The 21,921-nt window shown below is 59.6% G+C and carries 18 protein-coding genes and 3 pseudogenes; 12 read left to right on the plus strand and 9 right to left on the minus strand.

Going from position 1 to position 21,921, the window contains the following annotated elements; all coding sequences use genetic code 11:
* Positions 1-25: 25 nt before the first annotated feature.
* Both LTI14_RS02145 and LTI14_RS02150 read left to right on the plus strand, forming a co-directional pair.
* A complete protein-coding gene (locus tag LTI14_RS02145; RefSeq protein WP_241475675.1) occupies positions 26-586 on the plus strand; it encodes a hypothetical protein in 561 nt (186 codons plus the stop codon).
* 57 nt (positions 587-643) lie between these two features.
* Entirely contained in the window at positions 644-1,480 is an 837-nt protein-coding gene (locus LTI14_RS02150) for a hypothetical protein (protein WP_241475676.1), read from the plus strand.
* A gap of 152 nt (positions 1,481-1,632) precedes the next feature.
* Here the strand turns inward: LTI14_RS02150 and LTI14_RS02155 are convergent, their stop codons facing one another.
* The 3 genes from LTI14_RS02155 to LTI14_RS02165 form a co-directional block, all read right to left on the minus strand.
* Positions 1,633-2,304: a hypothetical protein gene (locus LTI14_RS02155; RefSeq protein WP_241475677.1), complete on the minus strand. Its 672-nt coding sequence runs from the start codon at positions 2,302-2,304 to the stop codon at positions 1,633-1,635.
* A 205-nt stretch (positions 2,305-2,509) separates the two neighbouring features.
* A complete protein-coding gene (locus tag LTI14_RS02160; protein WP_241475678.1) occupies positions 2,510-3,205 on the minus strand; it encodes a hypothetical protein in 696 nt (231 codons plus the stop codon).
* Between the two features lie 32 nt (positions 3,206-3,237).
* On the minus strand, positions 3,238-3,543 hold the full coding sequence (locus LTI14_RS02165) for a hypothetical protein (RefSeq protein WP_241475679.1): 306 nt from the start codon (positions 3,541-3,543) through the stop codon (positions 3,238-3,240).
* A 214-nt stretch (positions 3,544-3,757) separates the two neighbouring features.
* On the opposite strand from LTI14_RS02165, the gene LTI14_RS02170 reads away from it, so the two are divergent.
* Both LTI14_RS02170 and LTI14_RS02175 read left to right on the plus strand, forming a co-directional pair.
* Complete coding sequence (locus tag LTI14_RS02170) at positions 3,758-4,450, plus strand: hypothetical protein (protein ID WP_241475680.1); 693 nt, start codon at positions 3,758-3,760, stop codon at positions 4,448-4,450.
* Between the two features lie 567 nt (positions 4,451-5,017).
* Positions 5,018-5,320, plus strand: a complete 303-nt coding sequence (locus LTI14_RS02175; protein WP_241475681.1) for a histone-like nucleoid-structuring protein Lsr2 — start codon at positions 5,018-5,020, stop codon at positions 5,318-5,320.
* A 193-nt stretch (positions 5,321-5,513) separates the two neighbouring features.
* On the opposite strand, the gene LTI14_RS02180 is transcribed toward LTI14_RS02175, so the two are convergent.
* Genes LTI14_RS02180 through LTI14_RS02185 form a run of 3 tightly spaced genes read right to left on the minus strand, consistent with a single transcriptional unit; the run spans position 5,514 to position 7,245 of the window.
* On the minus strand, positions 5,514-6,353 hold the full coding sequence (locus LTI14_RS02180; protein WP_446740366.1) for a DinB/UmuC family translesion DNA polymerase: 840 nt from the start codon (positions 6,351-6,353) through the stop codon (positions 5,514-5,516).
* Positions 6,308-6,826, minus strand: coding sequence for a Y-family DNA polymerase (locus LTI14_RS13310; protein ID WP_446740367.1), 519 nt, complete (start codon positions 6,824-6,826; stop codon positions 6,308-6,310). The genes LTI14_RS02180 and LTI14_RS13310 overlap by 46 nt, the downstream gene beginning before the upstream one ends.
* Positions 6,808-7,245, minus strand: a complete 438-nt coding sequence (locus LTI14_RS02185) for a LexA family protein (RefSeq protein ID WP_241475682.1) — start codon at positions 7,243-7,245, stop codon at positions 6,808-6,810. The genes LTI14_RS13310 and LTI14_RS02185 overlap by 19 nt, the downstream gene beginning before the upstream one ends.
* Before the next feature lie 591 nt (positions 7,246-7,836).
* On the opposite strand from LTI14_RS02185, the gene LTI14_RS02190 reads away from it, so the two are divergent.
* The 4 genes and pseudogenes from LTI14_RS02190 to LTI14_RS02205 form a co-directional block, all read left to right on the plus strand.
* On the plus strand, positions 7,837-8,889 hold the full coding sequence (locus LTI14_RS02190) for a restriction endonuclease (RefSeq protein WP_241475683.1): 1,053 nt from the start codon (positions 7,837-7,839) through the stop codon (positions 8,887-8,889).
* A gap of 135 nt (positions 8,890-9,024) precedes the next feature.
* Complete coding sequence (locus LTI14_RS02195; protein ID WP_241475684.1) at positions 9,025-9,576, plus strand: hypothetical protein; 552 nt, start codon at positions 9,025-9,027, stop codon at positions 9,574-9,576.
* A 933-nt stretch (positions 9,577-10,509) separates the two neighbouring features.
* A complete protein-coding gene (locus tag LTI14_RS02200) occupies positions 10,510-10,764 on the plus strand; it encodes a HigA family addiction module antitoxin (protein WP_241475685.1) in 255 nt (84 codons plus the stop codon).
* A 136-nt stretch (positions 10,765-10,900) separates the two neighbouring features.
* A pseudogene (locus LTI14_RS02205) lies at positions 10,901-11,167 on the plus strand (IS3 family transposase); the annotation flags it as partial.
* Positions 11,168-11,564: 397 nt separating this feature from the next.
* On the opposite strand, the pseudogene LTI14_RS02210 reads toward LTI14_RS02205, so the two are convergent.
* Both LTI14_RS02210 and LTI14_RS02215 read right to left on the minus strand, forming a co-directional pair.
* Positions 11,565-11,840, minus strand: a pseudogene (locus LTI14_RS02210) (transposase); the annotation flags it as partial.
* A gap of 509 nt (positions 11,841-12,349) precedes the next feature.
* Complete coding sequence (locus LTI14_RS02215) at positions 12,350-13,300, minus strand: hypothetical protein (RefSeq protein WP_241475687.1); 951 nt, start codon at positions 13,298-13,300, stop codon at positions 12,350-12,352.
* A gap of 1,377 nt (positions 13,301-14,677) precedes the next feature.
* On the opposite strand from LTI14_RS02215, the gene LTI14_RS02220 reads away from it, so the two are divergent.
* From LTI14_RS02220 to LTI14_RS02235, 4 genes and pseudogenes are all read left to right on the plus strand, one after another.
* On the plus strand, positions 14,678-15,268 hold the full coding sequence (locus LTI14_RS02220) for a recombinase family protein (protein ID WP_241475688.1): 591 nt from the start codon (positions 14,678-14,680) through the stop codon (positions 15,266-15,268).
* 39 nt (positions 15,269-15,307) lie between these two features.
* Complete coding sequence (locus LTI14_RS02225; RefSeq protein ID WP_241475689.1) at positions 15,308-15,682, plus strand: hypothetical protein; 375 nt, start codon at positions 15,308-15,310, stop codon at positions 15,680-15,682.
* Between the two features lie 3,041 nt (positions 15,683-18,723).
* Complete coding sequence (locus tag LTI14_RS02230) at positions 18,724-19,377, plus strand: DUF6308 family protein (protein WP_241475690.1); 654 nt, start codon at positions 18,724-18,726, stop codon at positions 19,375-19,377.
* Between the two features lie 323 nt (positions 19,378-19,700).
* Positions 19,701-20,881 (plus strand): annotated as a pseudogene (locus LTI14_RS02235) (IS3 family transposase).
* On the opposite strand, the gene LTI14_RS02240 reads toward LTI14_RS02235, so the two are convergent.
* A complete protein-coding gene (locus tag LTI14_RS02240; RefSeq protein ID WP_274615772.1) occupies positions 20,851-21,648 on the minus strand; it encodes a type I restriction-modification system subunit M in 798 nt (265 codons plus the stop codon). The pseudogene LTI14_RS02235 and the gene LTI14_RS02240 sit on opposite strands and share 31 nt — an antisense overlap.
* Between the last annotated feature and the right edge of the window lie 273 nt (positions 21,649-21,921).

The raw sequence follows: 21,921 nt of genomic DNA on the forward strand, positions 1-21,921 counted from the left end.
CTGCCGCGCCGATAGGATCCTAACCATGACGGACACACATGGAACCTACTTCGCAGCAGATGGGGCCAGGGCCAAGTTCGCTGACGCTTTGGCGGAATGGGTCCCTATCGCCCACAAGATTCTTACCGAAGTGGCTAGCGAGTACAACCGAACGATTACTTACTTGGAAATCACCGAGGCCGTTCAGGAGCGCTCAGGAATCCGAACCAAGAGGTTGATCACGAACTGGAGCGGAACGTTGCTCGAGAGCGTGGCCCAGCGTGCAGCTGACTCCGGCCAACCACCACTGACCGCCCTGTGTGTTCGTCAGGACGGGACGATTGGTGATGGCTACTCTAAAGCGCCGAAATCTGTTCCGAGTGATCTCGGTACCAACGTCGAGGATCTCGCTGCTCAACACCGCCTTCTCTGCTACAAGGCGTACGCAGACGACCTGCCCGCCGATGGGGGCGCAGCGACCCTCACACCTCAGGTCGTGAAGGCGCGGTCGCTGAAAAGAACCCCCGCCGAGAAGCCTCGTGCCATATGTGAGATCCACTACTTAGAGATGTCCGCGAATGGTGCATGTGGCCAGTGTGAGGATTGAGTTGCGTCGGTCCTGCGGTGCACTGCAGTCCGCCGTGGCCCAGATAGGAGAATGATCGTGGCGAACGAAGCTGACTATGAGGACGTCGAGGCAATCATTCGAATGCGCAGGGATGCACGCCTGGCGGACTCGAAGAAGACTGAAGGATGGAGTCGTGGATTCACGCCGAATTCTTCCAGCGGGGGCCCCGAGCACGTCGAAATCCGGCTTAAGGACCAGGGGCAAGGTGAGAGCTCACCGCCCTCAGACCCCGAGTTCACTCCATTCGCCGAACACACGGAAACCCCCCGCCAGAAAACCCGCGAGCAGGAGGACCTCGAAGAAGCTCTTGGGCTCCTACTTATGTTGGCTGTCCTCAAGGCAACGGAGTGGGCCAAGCCGCGCATACAGCGACTCTGGTCCGAGCACGTCATCCCGTACTTCATCGGAAAGCGGGAGCGATGGCTGGAGCGCAGGGCGCAACGCAGACTACGACAACAAGACGCGTCAGAAGAGTCAACAACTTTCGCTCTGGCTACACACCTCGACCCAACGAACGTGGTGAGCGACGCCCTCGGAGTCTACGAGGCCACCATGACCAGCACTGAAGCACGACAGCCCTTCATCGAGGCACTCGTCGCCCAGCACTTCGCCGATGTGAAGATTCGACTCCTTGCTCAAGCTCACGTAGAAGATGCCAGCTTTCCGTCTGAGATGGCTGGCGCCATCCAAATGCTCACACCCACGCAAGTCGAGCACGCGCTCAACTCTATGCTGGCCTCAAAACCAACCCTTGTGGGTGACCTTGAGTCGTTTCTGCAGGCGAATCGGAACGAAGGTCAACTTCAGCTGGGGAGCGAAGAGATGAAAGCTGTTCTACGCCTTACCGGCGATGGTTCCGTCGCTGAGCAGTAGAGCGCCCTAGACATCACTAGACCCCCCAGACGCCAGTTCATGGAGATCCTAGAGCTGTGAATCAGAGTCTTGGAGGAGGGGGTCTGACCAGGTGTGGTCAGTTAGACAACGAGAGTTTTCAGACCTTCGACGCCTCGCTTTGAGCCTCGTTGTCACACATCGCGGTGCTCGTCGTCTGGGATCGGTTCAGTGTGCGCATAGAACGTGAAGTGCGGGTCCCGTCTCCTTCTGCGGGTAGCACTGAACTCCGCGTCTTCGGCAAAAGCGACTTCGGGCCGTCGCCAACCCCGGATCGCGTCCGGAGTCTGAGTCCGCAGCCACGATCGCAGTCGCTCCAGAACCAGCTGTGTTGCTTGATCGACGATGTCCTGCATCGCAACGATCAAGGCGGCGAAATGTTCCGCGAATGCGAGGGGCATCGGATGGCTAAGTGTTAGCCCCCTGACGTCGACGCCCTGGCCCGAGTCATTGAGGATAACGAGCGACAGGGGCATGACCAAGTCAGATTGGGAGTGAGCAACGGTAGTGTTGCGGTACTTCCGGATGGTGTCGTGCACCGATTGCAACTCGGGCGGTACGGATGGAATCTCAGACATCTGATCGAGGCGCGCCCGAACGTTGGACGTGGTGAACGGACGAATATAAGCAGTGACCGCATGTGAGGTCAGGGGTTCCCATAGTTCGGAGCCTTGGCCGACGTTGACTGCGCCCTTCAGCGCGTTTGCCGCCTCCGAAAGGTCGTTGGCATGACTGGTCAGGTCGACCAGTAGCCGCGAATCGGCTGAATCAGGTAGCAGCGCGAACCGCGGTGATGGGATGGTCATCGAGAGCCTACTCCTTGTTCTCGGGACGGACTGGCGGAAGCTCAGTGCCTTCCCTTCAACTCCATTACATCCTCGGGTCGCCAGGACACAAGTGAGAGGGCCGGACACCAGGCCCGGCCCACTCCTCATGACACATAATGCGACAAATTCTCATTATGGCACCCCAAGGGCTACTTAAACGCCCGGTGCGACCTATTTGAGTCAGTCATTCGGTGGCAAACCACGCCTCATCTGACCCGAACTGAATACGCGCATCGCCAGTGTCACCTTCTGGAACGACGATGGCGAGGTTGCCCGTCGCAGTGCCGCCGTTAAACAACTCCTGGAAAACGTCCAGTTCGTCAGGTGTGACCGCAGAGTAGTCCGAGGACAATACGGCTTCACCGGACTCAGTGACATACGCGAAGCCGGTGTCCATAAACAACTCCGTCGAGCCCTCGCCCAGATACGTGTAAGAGACGTTGGCGAGCGCATAAGAGCTGCCATCAGGTGCCGGATCGTTGAACTGATTTTCGGCTGAAATGGCGCCATCCTGGTTACGCTCGAAACTGTTGAGGGTCACCTCCCAGTCGTCGTTGCCAACAACTTCACCCATCGGCAGAGGGTCTTCGCGCGTCCCGAAGTCTGAAGCATCTCCGTTGTCGCCCTCGTCTTCAACCTCTGAGGCAGGCTCCTCGAAGGCTTCTTCACTGTCAGTTCCATCTAGCTCGGCCTCGAGCTGCTCTACCTGCGCCTCAAGCTCGGCGATCCGGTCCTCTTGGGCTTCAGTGCCTGCGTCCTCTGGCTCGGCAGTGACCGTGACGGTGTCTTCCGGCTCCTGCGATGACTCGTCTGCGTCGCCTCCACACGCCGTCAGTGCTAATAATGCGACGGTGGACAGTGCGGTAATTTGGGTTTTCATCGGTCTTTCCCTCTCGGTCAAAGCAGTTCAGGTTACTTCGTGCCAGCTCGTAGAAGACCGGCAAGATCCACATTACCTGTGCCCTGGGACATGACTCCTTGACCGATATTGCCTAACGGTTTACGCATCGCGAGGTGTGACTTCCTGTTCAGCAGTTCTTCGATGGCTGCTGTGAGCTTCTGCGGGTCGTCCAGGTGCTCTTCGGAGAACTCCAGGTCCGTAGGGTCCGCGAGCCGCCCAGTGGCCTCCACGCGGCACGTGTGCAGCTCATGCGCTAGCTCGTCCGCCCCTTGCGCCCGCTGCCGGTACTTCGCATTCTCATCCCGGAGCTTCTCCACGTAGGTCCTGGGGAACTGGTCCGACTCTCCGTCCGGCTCATCATCAGGTGTTGCGAAGCCAGAACCAGGCCATTACTGCCCTGATTCGCAGCCGGTTGGGCATCTCCACGTGCCGCTGCATGGCTGAACTCTAGTTCAATATTTACTAAGCCCGTCGCCCCAGAGCAGCGACGGTAGGGTGTGAGGGTAAACACTCAGTGGAAATGAGGAAAGCATGCGCAGGAATGCACTTATTGCTGGTCTGGCGTCTCTCACGCTCGTGCTGGGAGCCTGCGGGGGCGACAGTGAGGATCGCGCCCGGACCATAGACCCTGCCGCTTCAGAAGCTCCTAACGGCGAGTCGGAGAACTCCCCGGACGCCGAAGTTGGGTCTGGGGACCTGGACGTCGAGGCGGCGCTGCTCACCTTGGACGACATGCCCACGGGCTGGACAAAGGACCCAGACGAGTCCTCAGATGACACAGATGACGATGCCGCGCTGTGTGAACTCGAACTGCTGGAGGACTTTGGAGCCGTCGATACAGCAAGTGCCGATTTCTCCGCCGGTGATTTCGGTCCTCTGCTAAGCCACACGGTCGCAGTGTTCGACGACGATGACGCTGAACGAGGACTCGAGGCATTCACCGAGGCATTCAACACCTGCGACGAGTGGACTGAAGAGACTGAAGACGGGCCGCTAACGTTTCGTCCCACCCCCGTCTCATTTCCCTCCTTCGGCGATGGAACCCTCGCCGTCCGTATCGATGTCGAGAGCGAGATGGTCGACATGACCATGGACATGATCACGTGGCGGCAAGCCAACACTCTAAGCCTCATCGCGGTAATGGAGGTATTCGGAGCACCGGACGGAGAGCAGACGGAAGAGTTCGTAACGGTAGCGGACGAACGTCTCGCCTCGCTTCTCTAACCTCATGTTTTCGTTCAACGCAGGTGCTGGTTCCGTCCCATAATCACCAGCGCCTCGAGGTCCACGCCCTGGACAGCACGGGACTCCGCGAGTACTTGGACCGTCCCGCCGTGAAGCTGGGCTCGCCATTGCCTCTTAGTACGACGTCGCGCGGACAAATTTGCAGATGCCCCCGGCCTATGGGGGATCCCGTGCGGTGGCGTGCCGGGTTTTTAAGTATGCGCGTCATCCCTGCTCCGAAGGCGGGCCAAGCCCGTCACCGCAACTGAACGAGTCCAGGCCCGTCGGGCGAACGCGCTCTTCGATGCTCAACGCCATGACCTAAGTTCGGCTACCGGTTCCTCCCCGTTGAGCCCCCTGGTGCTAGCCAGCCCGCGGCAGGCCGGACGGCTCTACACATCGGGGCGAAGTCTCTACCAGCTATCTTCAAGTCCCGCCCTGTAGCTTTTATTTTTCAGTAGTACTTGCAGTAAGCGACACCTTCTGCAGGACCGTTCCCTGCAGAAGCCGATGCGATGGACGACGCGAATGATGCCTAATCCTCGCTTAGACAGTAAGGCATTAGAGATGGCACAGAAGGTAGAAGTGGTTCTTGTGGACGACCTCGACGGCAGTGAGGCGAAGGAGACCGTGACCTTCGGTCTGGATGCTCGGTTCTACGAGATTGACCTCAGTGACGAACACGCCAAGGAGCTGCGAGAGACGCTGAAGAAGTACATCCGGAAAGGTCGGGCCATTGCGCCGCCGTCACCGCAGAATGAGGCTCGCCTGATTCGCGAGTGGGCGGTCAAGAACGGTCACCAGGTTTCCGCACGAGGTCGACTGCATCGAGACATCGTCGAGGCCTACCGCAACGCCAAGAAGCGCTAGAACCAGACGGAGAGACATACTGCCCATCTGGAATACGCCAGCCGGTCCTCCCCGTGGGCAGGAGGGGGTGTATGTCAGCGCTTTGCCGCCCACTCGGCCGGCGGTAGATCCAACGTGTCCAGGTCCTTCACCTCCCGGGAGGTCATTGGCCCAGTTCCCGGGTCCTACTCAAGTGCGCCTCCGGGGGTGGTGCTTAGACTGCGCGCACGACTGGCAGCTCGTCCCAATGCGTTGTATATCGAGGGCTTCGCATCTCTCGACGCATCTCCCACCCAGGACCAGTCTTTAACCCCGCCGCGCCGAGGCCGATAGCCGGTTGATCGAGCTTCGACCGGATTGACTCGATCAATGGCCCGATCCCTCGATCCTCGTGCGCGTCCGCAAACACGTCAAAGGTCGGTTCCAACCCAGTCTTTCGAAGATCTGTCACGACCACCCCAGCACGGGCATAGCGCACCCCCTCGTGGATCTTCGGCAGAATCGCTTTCACCGCTCGCGTCAACACCACTGGGTCAGCCGTGGCACTGGGCAACTTGACCGTGACAGACGGCCCGTGCGCGCCATCAGCATTGAAATGGCTCGTCATCGCCCAAACCGTCACGACCTTGGCCTGACGATGATGCTTCTGCAGCCGAGCCGAGGCACGCTGCGCATAGATTCCGAGCACCTGCTCCATCGTGGCCCGAGTAGTCACCGGCTCAGAGAAGGACCGGGAGAAGATCAGTTGATCCTTGATCTCTGTGGCTTCCTCAAAGGGCAGACACGGCACTCCACGCAGCTCCAAGACCAGGCGCATCATCACGATGCTGAACCGGTCCCGAATCATCACCGGATCGGCGTCGCGCAATTGTTGGATCGTCTCGATGCCCATTGCGTTGAACCGCTTCGCCATGCGACCGGCGATTCCCCAGACCTCATCGACTGGGAGGTTGGAGAGCAGCTGCTCTCGATGCCGCTCGGGCACGGATTCCCAGACACACACCCCACCTAGATGGTCGAGGTTCTTGGCTGCACGGTTGCTGAGCTTGGCCAAGACCTTGGTGCGCCCGATCCCACGCACACCGGCAGACCCAGGTGCTTCCAGAGACGGTTCTTCACCATCTTCGCCCAGCTCAGAAGCTCAGACATAGTGCCGCGGACCTTCACGAACGCCTCATCGATCGAGTACTGCGCCACCTCCGGCGCGCAGTCCTGCAGGACCGAGATAAAACGATCCGACATTTGGCCGTAGAGCTCGTAGTTCGAGGACTTCGCCACCAGGTTCAGCCGTTCGGCCGAGGCTGCGAGCTTGAACCACGGCTCCCCCATCGGGATGCCCAGTGCTTTGGCTTCTTTGCTGAGCGCGACGCAGCAACCGTCGTTGTTTGAGAGCACCACTACGGGCCGGTCCCGGAGTTTCGGGTCAAAGACCCGCTCGGCCGAGACGTAGAAGCTGTTCACATCAATGAGGCCAATGAAGTCCCGGCCGTCGAGATCAGTAGGGCCGGCTACACGTTGTGGATGCACTTGATGACGACTCCCCAGATCTCGAGTTCAGAGAGCTCCTGAACCTCAATCGGGGGGGGGGGGGGGTAGGAAGGGTTCTCCGCTTGGAGCACCACTCCCCCATTGACAAGCCTCAGCCGCTTCACGGTCATTTCACCGTCGAGAATAGCGACCACCACGGACATGTCTCCCGCGGTCAGCGAGCGATCCACGATCAGTTCATCACCGTCACTGATCCCGGCACCTTCCATCGAGTCACCCGAGGCCCGGACAAGGAAGGTGCTGTTGAGATCTCGGATGAGGTACTCAGAGAGGTTGATCGGAGCTGTCTGGTAGTCCTGGGCCGGGGACGGATAGCCAGCAGCCACGGACTCGGGAGCCCGCAAGAGGCCCCGAGCTACGTCGGTCTCATCGAGACTCTGGATCTGTTCGATACGCATGGGAGCCTCAGTATCTATCGAACATAGCTTCGATAGCAACGCGGCAAAATCACGGTCGCCCTAGTTTCGCGAGTCGCCGCCGCCGACCTCGCATGAGGCCACGTTCGGCAGTTTCGTTTCTCGCAAGGTTAGCCCGAGTGACGCGGTCAATCGCTCTATGGGCAGGGAATCGCGTGGTGCGCGACCCTGACCTCGGTGCATCAAGAACACGTCTTCCATGAAAGTTCCATTGAGGCCATGCCTCTATTCCTGGTGGCGCGGTTCAGATCGGGCCATTTGCTAGAGCTACGGCTTCTGCGAGATCGAACACGCGGATGAGGTGAAGAAGTCCCAGGGTTCTTAGGAAGCGCTCCCTGCGCAACCGTCAGTCTGTCTAAGTCGGCAGACTTGAGTTTGCCCCGACCCGTTAGTCATCGGCGGCTACCCATTTAGGTTGATCATCGCAACTGCTTCATCACACGCAATTGGCCTGCCCCCTGTTGTGTACCGCCGGTTCACTGAGTAGTTTGCCCAATAGTCCCCTGGACTTCTTCGTAGGCTTCTCTGCGACGATTACTTCGTTGCCCTCTCTTGACTCAGGAGCACGACAGGATGTCAGCTGAACAAGAAAACTCGCATGTCCAAGGACCGACATCGGATTCTTACTGGTCGTGCCTTGGGTGCGGGGTATCCGTATTGATCGGCGTGATCGCAGCAGCTGGCAGTCTCCGCCTTGGCGGCTATCTGCATCTAGACCAGGGACTCACGTCAGGATGGGCATTCCTGATCGCCCTGGCGACGTTCGTCTTCAGCATGGTCATCACCTTAGGCACGCTGACCGCACTGGTTCCACAGGATGCCCCACCGCGGCTCATCGGCGTGACTGGCCTTATCAGCGGGGTCGAGGAGCACGGACAAGAGCCCCGATCTGGCGCACGAGGTTCTGTGATCGCCTTCAAGAACGGCACCATCAGAATCGAACTAGAACACAGCACGCTGGAAGAAGCACTCATCAACTCACGGCTGTCCGCGAGTGTTTCGGTCTTCGAACCTGAGACCCTGGATGACGAAATGTACTACTGTTTGTACCTCTCTGACGCCTCGAGTGAGACTTCGGAGATGAATCGATGGTTCACACACGGCGGGCGCTCCTACCCGTGTATCGCAGTAAAACTGTCCGTTACTGACGGCGAGCAGGCCGCGAAGATTATCAATGACTTCAACGCTGCGAGCACCATAAGGAGACCTCAGCGACGAGAGCCGGACGCGCGCTTCGTGAACACTGCCCGCGAGGCCGAAGTGTTGGCTGCTGAATGGATCGAGTGGATGGGCTGGGACGACGTCTCTGTCACTGTGACCACGGGAGATAGCGGTATCGACATCGTGGGTAAATCATCCGTTTTGGGCAAGATAGTGGCTCAGGTCAAGCTGGAGGGGCGACCCACTGGCCGGCCAGCATTGCAAGGTCTACGCGGGGCGGCTGCCGGGGAGAGCGCCACGCATTGGATGTTCTTCTCCGCAGCCGGGTACACACGCGCCGCCGCAGAGTGGGGTGACCAGGTCGATAGGGCACTCTTCCAGTTCTCCCGCGACGGACGGATCGAACCGATGAACGAACAAGCCCAACGATATTTCGAAGGTGCTCGTCTCTGTGACCCGCCCTGAGCTTTGTGGAGCCTATCGTCCCTTTGATGCCGCCGAGGCCTGAAATCGCCAGGAGAAGCGCTTGCTCCCCATCCATCGCTTGCAGACGTGGCACGCATGCCGATCACCTCCGAGAAGAGCAGGAGCAACCCCGTGATGAACGACCATGAAATCAGGGCCTATGGTCCCAACTACGACACCGATCACCTCGCAGTGGACCTCGACAAGAAGGTCCGCTCGGTCGGTGGTGCCACGATCATCGTCTTCGGTGAGGATCCGGTGCTGCGTGCGATGCAGTCGCGCGCACTGACGGATTCGCTGGGCCTGAAGCTGACGAAGAACCGGTTCAAGGCCGAGGATCAGCACGACCCCGCCAACGGCGTGACGGTCGCATTGCACTCTGCTGATCCGACGGCGACCTCTGATGCTTTGGTGCACGAATGGGTGCTTAACTCCTCGTTCATGGGCCCGCGCATCCTGATCGTCGAAGTCGCAGAGAATTCCGAGCTGGCGGTCTCCGCACTGGGCGTCTGCGCGCTCTTCGTGAAGGTGGACAGCTCTAACATCCCGCCGGCGGGCATGGGCAGCACTACCACGGTGGACAGCGGCACCGCTGACTACGATGATCCGAACCTCTGCCCAGGTTTCACCAGCATGAGGAGCTACTCGACCCTGATGGCAGAACTGGCCGGCACTGAAGGGTTCTAACATTGAGCGCCGGCGCTCTCGGGTCGTACCGAACGCCCGGACCAGGAAGCGAGACCTCCCTTCCGGGCGCTCTTCGTCTGACGTTACCGGAGCAGATCTTGGCCCAAGAGTCAGACGAGATCGATAGACGATCAACTTGGGTTGCGTTTTAACTCATGCCGGAACTTTGAACGGGGTGTTCACCGTCCACCGCGGGGTGGTCCTTTTGGAAAAATTCATTGGGCCTCTCGGACTGGCTCCGGAACAGGTGGCACGAGAAGCTCGGTCTCAACCCGGCGCAGTTCACCTCGATCACTCAGCGTGCCCAAAACATCACCAATGAGGTGGCCCGGCTGTTCTCGCAGCAGTCCTGGACAAATCTCCATGCGACGTAGTACCTCGCGCTGACGACAGATCGCTGACCTGAGGCCCGTGTTCCGGCTAACATCCCAGCGAAACCCTGAAACCCCGTCAACATCCGTGTGTCCTGGCCCCCTAGAAGCCCCCTGAGACTGTGCCGACGCTCCCTCTTCACTCCAATGATCCCTCCGCGCGATACTGAGTCGATGAGCAATCCGGCGAACCCCACCGACCGGTGGCTGGCTATGAGTCAGCTGCGCCGGCACATCCTCAACGCGCGGATCACCGTCTCTCTGAATGAGCACCTGGACCAGCCCACCTCGGACACGGTGCGGCAGCTGTCCGAGATGAGAGTCCCCACCGAGCTCGACCTGGCACATGCGCAGTACGGTCCAAAGATTCCTCGGGTGGAGGGGCTGAGAATCCTGCAGCGAAAAATCCTGGATGCCCAGGTCACTGTCGCGCTGGATGAGGAGCTGGGACATACCACCCCTGGCCCCGTGCTGCGTCTAGCCAAGATGAAGCTCCCCAACCGCGCTGAGTTCGAGGGGGCGCAGCGCTACGACGATGCCCACAGCCCGAAAAAAAACTGCCGTGGAACCCTCAACGCCTCTCATCCACCCCGGGGTGATCCTCCTGGAAGAGTTCATCGAGCCCCTCGGTCTGGCACCAGAACAGGTGGCACAGGAGCTCGGTCTCAACCCGGCGCAGTTCACCTCGATCACCCAGGGCGTCCAAGACATCACCGCGGAGGTGGCCTCGCTGCTCGCCCAGCGCTTCGATCTCTCTGAGCGCTTCTGGGTGAACCTCCAGGCGACGTATGACCGCGCGCTAGTGGCGGATCGCTGATCCAAGAGCGCGTCTTTGCTGGTGTACCAGTGAAACCATGTCAGCTTCGTTCCCCTGGAACCCTCTGAGACCCCGATGACACCTCCCAACGATGACTCGTGACTCAACCGGAAGAAGTCCTCGAAGGTCTTCGATGATCGGCGAGGTCCACATCGCATCCAGGGGCACCTACGGTTACCGACGTATCCATGCCGAGCTCGCGCTCGGAATGGGGATCACTTGCTCCAGCCGGTTCGTCTGGATTCTGATAAGCCGCGCAAGACTGGGAGGCTTACCAGGACCAACCCGGGTCAAACGCCTCAAAGGCGTGGCCACCGACGGTGACCTGGTCAACCGCAAGTTCCACCTCCTCGGGCTCAACGAACTCTGGGTCACAGACATCACGGAACATCCCACCACTGAAATTCAAGGAGTGCGATGCTCGGTGAGATCAGTGACCCACAACGGGCACGGCTCCTGACGAGCGAAACCACGTTGAACCAGGTCCTTTGCTAGCTCATTGGGCAACATCCGTCGCCACTTGCGCCGCCCAGTCAGACCTCTGAGACCAGCTCGGCGCATGAGGAGCTCAATCTGCTGATAGCCAACGGCCATGCCCCACCCCATGGTGAGCTCGGCGGGGACCCGTCGTACACGGTAGCGGCCGTGAGATGCGGCGTGGACCCTTGAGACGACACCGGTGAGCCATTCGTGACGGATCGCTCGTTCCGAGGAGGCCCGGTTGCGCTGAGCGTAGTAGCCCGACTCCGCGACTCTAAGGACTCGACAGGCAACCTGGACTGGCAGGTCCTGTGCCGCGATCAGCTCCACCGCCGCGTGTCGCCTTTTGGGCTAGTGTCGGCTTTGAGCACCTCCACCGCCTTCGTCGCCACAGCCAACTGCAGCTCCAGTTCAGCGATTCGCTTCTTCGCCGCGCGTAGTTCGGTGTTCTGCGCGGTGGTCAGCCCCGGGGTCTCGCCACTTTCGATCCGGTCTTGTCGACGCCAGGCGTAGATCGTTTGGTCACTGATCTGCAGGTCGTGGGCGATGCTCGCGACGCTGAGGCCAGCGTGGAGCGCGTCCAGCACTCGTCGCCGGAACTCCGCGGGACAGCCTCCTCGTCTCCACTGGTCCTCCTGTGCTCAGGACATAAAGAATCCACGAAATCCGGACTCCTCGGAACTCGGGGCAGACCAGAGTCTCCAGGAATCCCAGTGCGGTTCAGCCCTTAGCACTCACATCAGTTCCGTGACCGCGTCCTTGGCCTGCTGGATGAAGGACACCTCATCGAGGACATGCCGACGAGATGGGGACCTCAGTGGCGACGATCTACCGGTGGCGTCACCATCCTCGTATCAACGCTGGTAGGGCACCTGCTGCTAGCAGTCTGGAGGCGGCTGAGCTGGCCGACGCGAAGCGTAGGAATCAGAAGCTGGAAGACGAGTTGAAGGCCATCCAACTGCCGGCCCCGCTGCTTAAGGACAAGGTTATCCGTCCAAAAGGACAGTTACAGCGATTCGATTATTGACTACTACTCGAAGGCAAGTCACCAGTATAAGAGCAGCCGAAGAACTGACGACGGCACCACCTTCTAGGCGTAATCACCTCACATAGAGGAGACATACCCCAACAATCCCGCGATGAGTAACACAAAGACGAAAAGCAACATTCCGCCGCCCAACAACATCCCCAGGACTCTTCGGCGTGACATATTGCCCTTCTTCTTAGCCTCAATACTTTGCCAAACCGCCAGCGGTCCGAAGATCAGAGTCGGGACAAGGAAGAACACGAAGAACAGGGAGATCAAGCTGAAGATCAGGGCGAGGTTCGCATTGGCCTGACCGAAATGTGCCTCAGGCCCGCGCGCAGCGGGGCTATGGACAGACTCGGCCCCCGTCCCGTATTCCGGGTAGCTGTCCAACGGGATGGTTTGCAGATTGGGCGAAATCCAATCGTACTTGCGTGGGTGGTGTCCACCTGTTGCCGTTCTGACCCAAAGGACGTAAAGGAGTTCCGCCCAGTCAGAAATGAGTTGGAACCGGACCTGATTTTGAGCTCCCTGGGTCCGGATCTCGACCTTCGACGGCTCAATCCAATCGACCTTGTCAAGGTCATGCCAACCTCTCCAGAACTGGCCGTCCTCATGGTCGATGTAGAAGCCGCAGGTGCTGATAGTAAGCATGCCCTGGGGTATGTAGGCCATCCAACGCTTCTGGGAAAGTGCCTCAGCCTTACGCCGGTTCCATGCGTTGCCTGCTAGGTTGCCAGCCACTGTCCCAAGCATGAAATTTGTGCCGTACCGGTTGGCAAAGCCCGTCGCGACCACAGGAACACCGGATGAGTAGTAGGTGCCGTCGCCCGGGGCGTCCCAGATAGCCATATCACAGGGGGCAGACGCCACCATTTTCTCGCCCCGTGCTATTGCTGGCCTAACGAACTCAATCAGGTGAGACGGCATGAGGTTGAAATCGCCTGAAAAATCGCTGGAAGAGTCGAACCGTGTTTGGAGATCACGTGTCCTCAGACGAGCGATGTCTACGTTAGTCATTCTGGTCATATCTCGGAGTGGTCCTCTCTGGGAATGGAACTGTCGGCCTCGGGGCCGTGCGCATGTGGGGTGCTTCGTGACGTGCTGCACTTCTCCGGCGGCGCTCTGAATGCCACTGTCGACAGGGTCGAAAAACCCAGAGCATCGTCACAGCGGAGAAACCGAGGATGCCGGACAGCAGCAGCACCCAGCCACCGAAACCCACAACCCGCCCAACTACCCAGCCGACGCCGGGAATGGCCTGGACTCCTAGGGTCAGGATAAGCGCTCCGGCTAGGCCGCAGACGGCAAGAAACATTGAGGTGACCCGGCACAGTGGGAGTCTGAGTCGCAGGGAAACGATACTTCCGACATAGAGGGCCAGCACCGTCAGGACCGGCAGGAGCCACACCGCTGGCGAGGCAATTGCGACCAGCTGTTCCGAGGCTGTGGGGTCCCCTTCGATACTGCCGAGAAATCTCCTGGATAGCAGCAGAGTGCCCAGCGCCCCCAGGGCTGCCGCTGCTAACAACAGCTTCTCGGATACTCGCACAAGTTTAGGGCAAATCAAGGCTCCGTCTTCGCCGACCTGTGCCTCGGTGAGCCACCTGGACTTGTCTCGAAAACTTCCGAAGGTCTCTGCAATTCTCTCCCGCCCCTTTGCCGCGGATGGGCCGTACGATTCGCTACGGAGGCGACCGGAGCCTGATTTGAAGGCTGCCCCGGCACTCTCGGTTAACCGTTCGGCACGCGAGGAAAGAAAATCACTGGCCCGTTGGATGTTCTTGTGGGAGGGCTTGTCGGACGTTTGGCGCTCTACCTTGGAGACTAGATCGTTCCCTCGGGCCGAGGAGAACCTACGTCGCTCCGCGTTGGGAAGAGGTGACACCTCATGCGCCATGCCTTCGACTCCAGTCTTCGGGTTGCCCGGCCCCTTCAGCTTGGACCTGCCGCATTGCGAGGTTCACGAACCCCAGGCCGCGAGCGATCGCTCCGCGATGAAAGCTTCATTCCCCGGTCTCCTTTGTATTGCTTCAACTGAAGGCCTCAAGTCTCGCCCAGAGTCCAATTGTGATTGGAACCATATCCAGTAGCCGATATTACTATGCGCATACAGCTACATTCAAGTTTTTCTACAGGTTTCCACCAGGAAGCATCGGGCTGCGGATCAGGTTTATCCTTCTGACAAGAAAGACTGACGGTTCGGGCGAATCGACCGCAGTCTTGAATCTGGGTCCCGACCTTCCGAGCTATCCAGCCATCGAGCTGTCCAGCCATCCAGCTCCCCCTCTAGCTACCACCCGCCCAGCGGGGTACACCTCAACGGACATTGGTCCCGCCGCGCTATTGTGTGTCCAATAGGGTGGGTGTAGAGTTTGGTTTAACATATGCGTTAGAAAGTTTGTAATGTCGTCGAACACTACCGGCCAGGTCATCGGGTACGCCCGAGTCAGTGCCGCAGATCAGAACCTCGCTCGGCAGCTGGATGCTCTCGGGCACGTAGACAAGCTCTTCTCGGAGAAGCTCAGTGGGAAGAACCGTGAGCGGCCGCAGCTGCACGAGATGATCGACTACGCCCGGGCCGGGGACAAGGTCCTGGTGAAGAGCCCGGATCGTCTGGCTCGGTCCTCGATCGATTTGCTGGAGATCGTCCGCGAGCTCAAGGACAAGGGAGTCGAGCTGGAGTTCATCGACTTCCCGGCGTTGAACACCACCGACAAGATGGGCAGCTTCATGCTCCAGATCCTCTCCGCCGTAGCCGAGCTTGAGCGGGCAACCATCCGTGAGCGCCAGGCTGAAGGCATAGCACTCGCCAAGGAGCGCGGCGCCTACGATCGCGGGCCCAAGCTCAACGAGGAGCAGATCGCCGAGGCACGGGAACGCATTGATCTTGGGGTGCCGAAGGCCGTAGTTGCTCGTGATCTTGGAGTCTCACGCTCCACGCTCTACGCCGCCTTGGCGGGCACTGGGCGTTACGAGCAACCCAGCAGCTCATAACTGACTGGGACCGTGAGATCACCACGAAAGGCATCCATCATGGCGAAGAAGAAGACTCGTAACGAGCGGATCAACGAGAAGCTGAACGCGGGGATCTCCCACATCGAGGCAGAGATTCAGGTGACGAAGGAGGACGCCGACGCGAAGATCGCTGAGCTAAAGCGCCGGCAGGAGACCGAGAACTCCCGGATCAGGGAGATCATGATCGCGGTGCTCAGCGAAGACCACCCGGACCTCTACGCCCAGGTGGAGGCCAAGGCCCGGCGTCGCTTCGAGGACACTGCCGAGAAGCGTCGGACACGCGCCAGGGGCGCGGCGACTCCTACGCCACAGCACGACGTGGAGACGGAAGAGTCTGAAGAATACGGCGACCCGGGACAGTACGGAGGTTCAGGCCAATATCCGCAGCAGTGACGCTTCAGCGCCGACACAGTCATAAGCCTCAGCACCTCATTGATGCTGAGGCTTATCTGTGCCCTGGGAGGCTGTTCGCCGCACTTACGTGAGTTCATCACTGATTAGATCCGGAATAGCAGGATCAATTTTAATCTTGTTTTCGGCGTTGGAGCCGAGATCCTCGATGGTGCCCGCTGAGGGATCCCTCTGCGGGCATCCAGCCTTGAAGGGGAGTTTAAGTGCCCGCAGGGCGGACCCTCAGCGGGCAAATCCGAGAATCCGCAAATAGGTCAGGGGTAGGTTCTCATCCAGGACTCTTGATCACCAGCGCGTCTCCACCGTTGGGGCGAGTTGTCCGACTCAACGTCTGAGAGCCAAATAGTAGTGTCCGGATTCCACCCCGCCATGACTGTCGACACATCGGGATCAATCTTCAATGCACGATTGGCGCTACTGAGGTAGGCCAAGGCCGTCACGTGCACCGCGTCCCAACGCTCTGCGACCTTCTCCCAGTCAGGGATCACCCACCCGCCTTCGTAACCGGTACAACGAAACCAATCGTGCCGTCGAGATGCCGTGACGTTCAGAGGATAATCGCGGCACAGTGAGACCCAATCGTCTCCGGCGCGCACCTCATAGGTACGACCCGCACCGCGGACGGGGATCACGGTGGCATCTGCCCCTCCCATGGAGTCTTCGATGAGATCCAGCCCCCCGGGGCAGTTGCCCCACCGACTGGACGGCCCCTTCGGGGAACGACCACCATGTGCCCGACCAGGCGGCGTGGGGATCTGATGGTCTCTCCTTCTGCGCCTGGGCTTCCTCGGCGCGTGCATCGCGAACCCAGGTGGACAGGTCTCGTGACGGCTCCCCAGGCGTCGGCGCTGCGGCATCCACTGTTCGCCAGTCGATGACCCACTGCTCGTCCTGGCGACCTTGAGACCACCACCGAGTCGAAGCCACCCTCATCACGTGCCCGGCGATCGGTGCCAGAGCGTGTGTCACGTCGGGAAGCCCTGCGAGAACGTCCTCCCCGTCGGGTTCCTGCCAGGGTCGGGAGGTGTCGACCGCCGCGCCCAGAGCACGATCGATGACTTCAGGCTCTATCTGCGTCACATCGAACGAGGCCAGAGCAGTAACGAGTTCGGCCATTGACGGCCTTGGCCGTGGGTCGCTGACCTCACAAGAGCCGACAGTGACTATCACTCGGGTGGTGCCCTTATCGGGGTCCAAGTCGTAGGCGAGCCAGAAGACGGCGGACCGGATCAACGGGTCAAGCACCATTGCCAGTTCCAGGCACAGTCGTCGTCCACGAGGCCCCATCAACAGCACTGAAGCGTCCGCAACCATCTGTTCACTCTACGTGCGACACACCGAACGATGAAGGAGAGACGCAAAGCGCGACCTCACCGTCTTCCAAGCTCAGATTCAATAGGGGATCCCTCTGCGTGCGATGAACCCGTTGTACACAAGGGCGGCTAGCCCCTCGAGCTTGGCGGTGAGAAGGACTCCGAACTCCCGGAGCCCCTCGGACTCTAAGGCGCCCTTGGTCCGCTAACCGTGCTCGGTTCAGGGACCCTCTGATTACACGCGACTGAGTTCATCGCCAATGAGATCCGGAATCGCAGGATCAAGTTTGATTGTTGCTCTGAACAGCGCCACCATAGGCTCGTAGCCCTGGAGGAAGCAATGAAAGTTCAGACGGCCCAAAGATATGACCTCATCTTTGGATAAATCCCCTGACCCAGCTATCAACTTGGACACTGCGACCTTCGAGTCGCTAGCCATGATGAGAAGGACAGCCTCTCCTGGAGCCAGTTCAGGGTCTGCCGTGCGCCACTGCCGATGTGGCTCCCCAGGAGCGGGCACTACTGAAATTTTCCTCTCGTAATCCATAGCTCCCAACTGTAGGCCCGCCTTCAACCACGTGCACTCGTCTTTGAACCCTTAGGTTGTAACAGCCACAAGACCTAACAGTCGCGAGGTTTGCATACTTCGCCGTCTCAAATAAGAACCACAAGCGAAACGTCACCGCCAAGCTCAGCGTCACGGACCACGATCACGCAGTTAGGTCGTTTTACTCGAACACGGTCAGATGCTGTGCCCGCAAGCCGGTGGGCCTGCGGACAGTTGCACCCCGCTCCCGGGCTCGATGCACGCTGAGGGATCCCCCAGCGTGCATCGAGCCCTCAGCCTAAGCACGAGTGCACGCAAGACGACCGGCCTACGGGCGGGTCTCCTGAAGCAGTAGCCGGCCGATACGCTGAGGAACAAATTCGATCTCGCCTTCACACGATTGGAGACTCCGTGCCTAACGCCCCTCGCATCGATCCAAAACTTCTTTCCCTCGCAGAGTCCGTAGAGCAAACAGGGTCAGGACCGAAGATTTACTTGCAAACTGCAGCCGCGATCACTATGGGGACGCCTGTTGCTTCATCTAAATTTGATGAAGTCACTTACTCCGAAATGTACATACGCGCCACGCCTAGTTCGAGGGCTTTCTCTAAAGACGAGGCCACGAAAATTGCTACTGCTCAGATGGGTTCCTTTAAGCAGCAGGAAGACGATGGGATGACCTCCTTGACCCTCATCGATGTAGTCCAGGACAGCCACGTTGGCTACTCCCTAGCAATCCCCGTCATGCGCATTCCTCTTCAACACGTCCTGGGGTGGTGGGCCGTCCGCCATGAGACAAAACAACCTAAGGGCCCTAAGGGCTCAGGTGGTGGACTCGTCATTGGCGGTGGGTTTTCCTTCTAAGTTCCAGGACTCACTTTCAACGCCTTCTGAATCGCCCCAGATTTGATGCCGCGTCCCTTTTGCAGGGAAGGCATGAAGCCCGCGCGGTGGCCGATCCCTAACTGACACACCTTCCCCGCAGATTGGCCCAGAACATCATGCCTGTCATGCTCCACCACTGACGATTACGACAACGACGAGGTCTTACATCGGCAGGGGCCGCCGGCAACCACGCATTTGCCCCCGCTTGAGTCTTGATGGTTTCTGCCTCGCCTGTGACCGGTCGAGCTAAATGTCGTAGGAGGGATAGTGTTCGAGGCATGGCCTCCACCGTCACGTTCACCGTCGCAGGCTCCGATTATGTGCTCGATCAAGCGCTCGACCGCTTCGTCGGCTACCCGCGCAAGACGCCAGCCAGGTTCGACTACCCGCCGCCCGGTGGCCACGGAACAATCACCCCGGAGGAGATTAAGCGGACTCGGTACGTAAGTTCGAGAATCTCGCACGCCGAGGGTGACTATTTCATTGCACGGGCTGCGGATGCCCCATGGATCGCGACGAATGCGGATCTCGCCGACGCGCACCCAGAAGTGCGCGGTGGACTCTTCGACGACATGTCGGACCTGTACTGGCACTTCGCCGGGACGGCCCCGCGCGGAATTTCCTTCGCGAAGGTCTCTAAGGTCCTACACGTGAAGTACCCGGCTGTGTTCCCGCTATTGGACTCTCGTCTGTGGAAGGCGTACCGGGCGGCTGCCCGGGCCCACGCGGCGCGATACCCAGAGCTACGGCGAAGCCAGCTCAGGTGGATCGCCGTACGCGAGGACCTACTCGCCGCCCGCTCGTCCGGTGCCATCGAAGACTTGCGCGAAGCCTTGGCCCGGTACGAGCACCAGGAGCCGGCTGTCCAACAGCGCGTCCGCGACATGACACAGCTGACCGACCTGAGATTGCTCGACATCCTCGTTTGGTGACCTGGGAGGATCTAGGGCAGGTACGCGAAGCACCGTTGCATCGACTTCACCGCGCTGTCCAGAGCTAATTCGTCCGCACGTAAGCCGATCCTTCACCGGGCACCCTTGGGGCACTCCACGATGTCTTGGTAGCTGGTCAAAGCTCATCTGCCGTAGCCCGCTCAACTCTCAAGGAGTCGCCTGACAGGTCGAAGTGCCACGCTGTAGGCGACCAGTTGTCATCCGTCGAGGTAGGCGCGACGTGCGTTCTTCGCCTTTTCCCAGGGGTCTGCTGACGGTTCCGTTGACTTCTTGACTGCTATGAAAGCAGAGAGGATAGTCCCATGCCGAAGATCTACTCCGAGGAGTTCAAGGCCTCCGCGTTGGAGCTGCTCGATTCCGGGATGACCCAGAAGCAGGTCTGCGAAGACCTGGGCATCTCGAAATCAGCCCTGCAGATGTGGGTGAGCAAGGATCGAGCACATCACCACGGTGTCGAGCCTGCTGAAGATGCTGCTAGCCGAGCGGACCAGTCGAAGATGCTCAAACGCATCCGCGAACTCGAACAAGAAAACGAGATCCTGCGTCGAGCGACTGCGTACTTGTCCCAAGCGAATCTCAAGGTCGGGCAGGCCCGCCCAAAATGATGTTCCCGCTGGTCCGTGACCTTGCCGTCACCGGTGTTCCGGTGGCGGTGGCCTGTCGGGTGTTGGGCTTCTCGAAGCAGGCGTTCTACAAATGGGCGGCGAACCCGGTCTCGGCTCGTGACTGGCAGGAGGCGGAACTGCTCAACGCCGCCTATAACATTCACGCTGATGATCCTGAGTTCGGGCACCGGTTCATCGCTGATGAGCTCTGCGCGGCCGGGCATCGGGTGTCTGAGCGCCGGGTCTGGCGGCTGTGTTCTCAGCAGCGGATCTTCTCGGCCACGATCCGCAGAGCCCGAAGGATGAACAAGAAGCCAGGCCCTCCGGTCTGTGATGACCGGGTCCAACGCGACTTCAGCGCGACTGCTCCGAATCAGCTGTGGCTTACCGATATCACGGAGCATCGCACCGCTGAAGGCAAGATCTACGCCTGCGCGGTCAAGGACGTGTTCTCGAATCGGATCGTGGGCTACTCGATCGGGCCCAGGATGAAGTCACACCTGGCAGTGGCTGCTCTGAACGACGCGGTGGTCCGCCGCGGAGCTCGCGCAGTGGCCGGATGCACCGTTCATAGCGACCGAGGGTCTCAATTTCGTTCCAGGAGATATCAGCGGGCGATCAAGGCTCATGGTCTGTTCGGATCGATGGGCCGGGTCGGTGCTGCGGGTGATAATGCCGCGATGGAGAGCTTCTTCTCCACGTTGCAGAAGAACGTGCTCAACAGGCGCCGCTGGTCCTCTAGGGATGAGCTCCGCAGGGAGATCGTCTACTGGATCGAGCGGACTTATCACCGGCGTCGTCGGCAGCGGCATCTGGGTAAGTTGACCCCGGTTGAGTACGAGACCGTTTACAAAACGACCGTCGCTCTGGCGGCGTAAACCCCGAGGTCAACTAAACCGTCAGCAGACCCCACCTTCTCGAACTTCAAGAGAAGCGACCCCGATCCGACGGCCGGATCATAGACCTTGTTGACCTGTGTCTTGCCCACGACAGTGATGCGGGCCAGCAGCTCGGAGACTTCCTGGGGCGTGTAGTACTCACCACCTGACTTACCGGCTTGTGAGGCGTACATCTGCATCAGGTACTCATACGCGTCGCCGAAGAGGTCAATCGAGTTGTCTTCGAAGTTCCCCAGCGGGAGATCGCCAATCGCGTTGAGAAGCTTGACGAGCTTCTCGTTTCGCCTGGTAACGGTGCTGCCGAGCTTGGAGCTATTGACGTCGAGGTCGTCAAATAGGCCTTTGAGGTCGTCTTCGCTGTCGGCGCCGATGGCTGAGCCTTCGATGTTCTTGAAGACGCGTTCGAGCGTTTCGTTCAAGTTTGCGTCGCGCGGTGCGCGCTCACGCACGTTGCTAAATAGCTCAGAGGGCAGGATGTAGAAGCCCTTTTCGGCTACGGTCTCGGCGCGTCCGAACTCAGCGTCGGAATCTGAGAGCGCTGTGTAGTTGAAAGCCGCGACACCCGCGTTGCGTTCCCCAATGTTGATGTACGCCGTCAGGTTCTCGGAGATGAAGCGATAAAAGAGCATGCCGAGCACATAAGTCTTGAAGTCCCAGCCGTCCACACTGCCTCTAAGATCGTTGGCGATTCGCCAGATCGTCTTGTGCAGCTCGGCGCGTTGTCCTTCTCGCGTGGTCGGTGCCATGTGGTTGTCTCCTACGCCCGTGGCGTCACTTCGATTGTTATCTTCGTTCTCATTCGCACCGCATGCGGTACAGAGACCCGCGTTCACACTACCCGTGCGATTGGACGCGGATATGGACACCGCACCGGACGGACAAGGAGTGGAGCCCTTTGCGTATGGGGGTCAAAGCTAGTCACGACCACTAATCTTTCGTGCACCTGGAGCTTCTGTCGGGAACCGGGGGCGCCCCTTGCTTCCTCGGTTGTTGCTGGTGTCTGTCCCTCGACGCGCGAG

The organism is Nesterenkonia sp. YGD6, assembly GCF_022565895.1.
Lineage (GTDB): Bacteria > Actinomycetota > Actinomycetes > Actinomycetales > Micrococcaceae > Nesterenkonia.

Excerpts from the sequence above, each read along its gene's own strand:
- LTI14_RS02145 (WP_241475675.1), top strand. The coding sequence starts at position 26 with ATGACGGACACACATGGAACCTACTTCGCAGCAGATGGGGCCAGGGCC.
- LTI14_RS02155 (WP_241475677.1), bottom strand. The coding sequence starts at position 2,304 with ATGACCATCCCATCACCGCGGTTCGCGCTGCTACCTGATTCAGCCGAT.
- LTI14_RS02160 (WP_241475678.1), bottom strand. The coding sequence starts at position 3,205 with ATGAAAACCCAAATTACCGCACTGTCCACCGTCGCATTATTAGCACTG.
- LTI14_RS02170 (WP_241475680.1), top strand. The coding sequence starts at position 3,758 with ATGCGCAGGAATGCACTTATTGCTGGTCTGGCGTCTCTCACGCTCGTG.
- LTI14_RS02175 (WP_241475681.1), top strand. The coding sequence starts at position 5,018 with ATGGCACAGAAGGTAGAAGTGGTTCTTGTGGACGACCTCGACGGCAGT.
- LTI14_RS02185 (WP_241475682.1), bottom strand. The coding sequence starts at position 7,245 with ATGCGTATCGAACAGATCCAGAGTCTCGATGAGACCGACGTAGCTCGG.
- LTI14_RS02190 (WP_241475683.1), top strand. The coding sequence starts at position 7,837 with ATGTCAGCTGAACAAGAAAACTCGCATGTCCAAGGACCGACATCGGAT.
- LTI14_RS02195 (WP_241475684.1), top strand. The coding sequence starts at position 9,025 with ATGAACGACCATGAAATCAGGGCCTATGGTCCCAACTACGACACCGAT.
- LTI14_RS02215 (WP_241475687.1), bottom strand. The coding sequence starts at position 13,300 with ATGACCAGAATGACTAACGTAGACATCGCTCGTCTGAGGACACGTGAT.
- LTI14_RS02220 (WP_241475688.1), top strand. The coding sequence starts at position 14,678 with ATGTCGTCGAACACTACCGGCCAGGTCATCGGGTACGCCCGAGTCAGT.
- LTI14_RS02225 (WP_241475689.1), top strand. The coding sequence starts at position 15,308 with ATGGCGAAGAAGAAGACTCGTAACGAGCGGATCAACGAGAAGCTGAAC.
- LTI14_RS02230 (WP_241475690.1), top strand. The coding sequence starts at position 18,724 with ATGGCCTCCACCGTCACGTTCACCGTCGCAGGCTCCGATTATGTGCTC.
- LTI14_RS02240 (WP_274615772.1), bottom strand. The coding sequence starts at position 21,648 with ATGGCACCGACCACGCGAGAAGGACAACGCGCCGAGCTGCACAAGACG.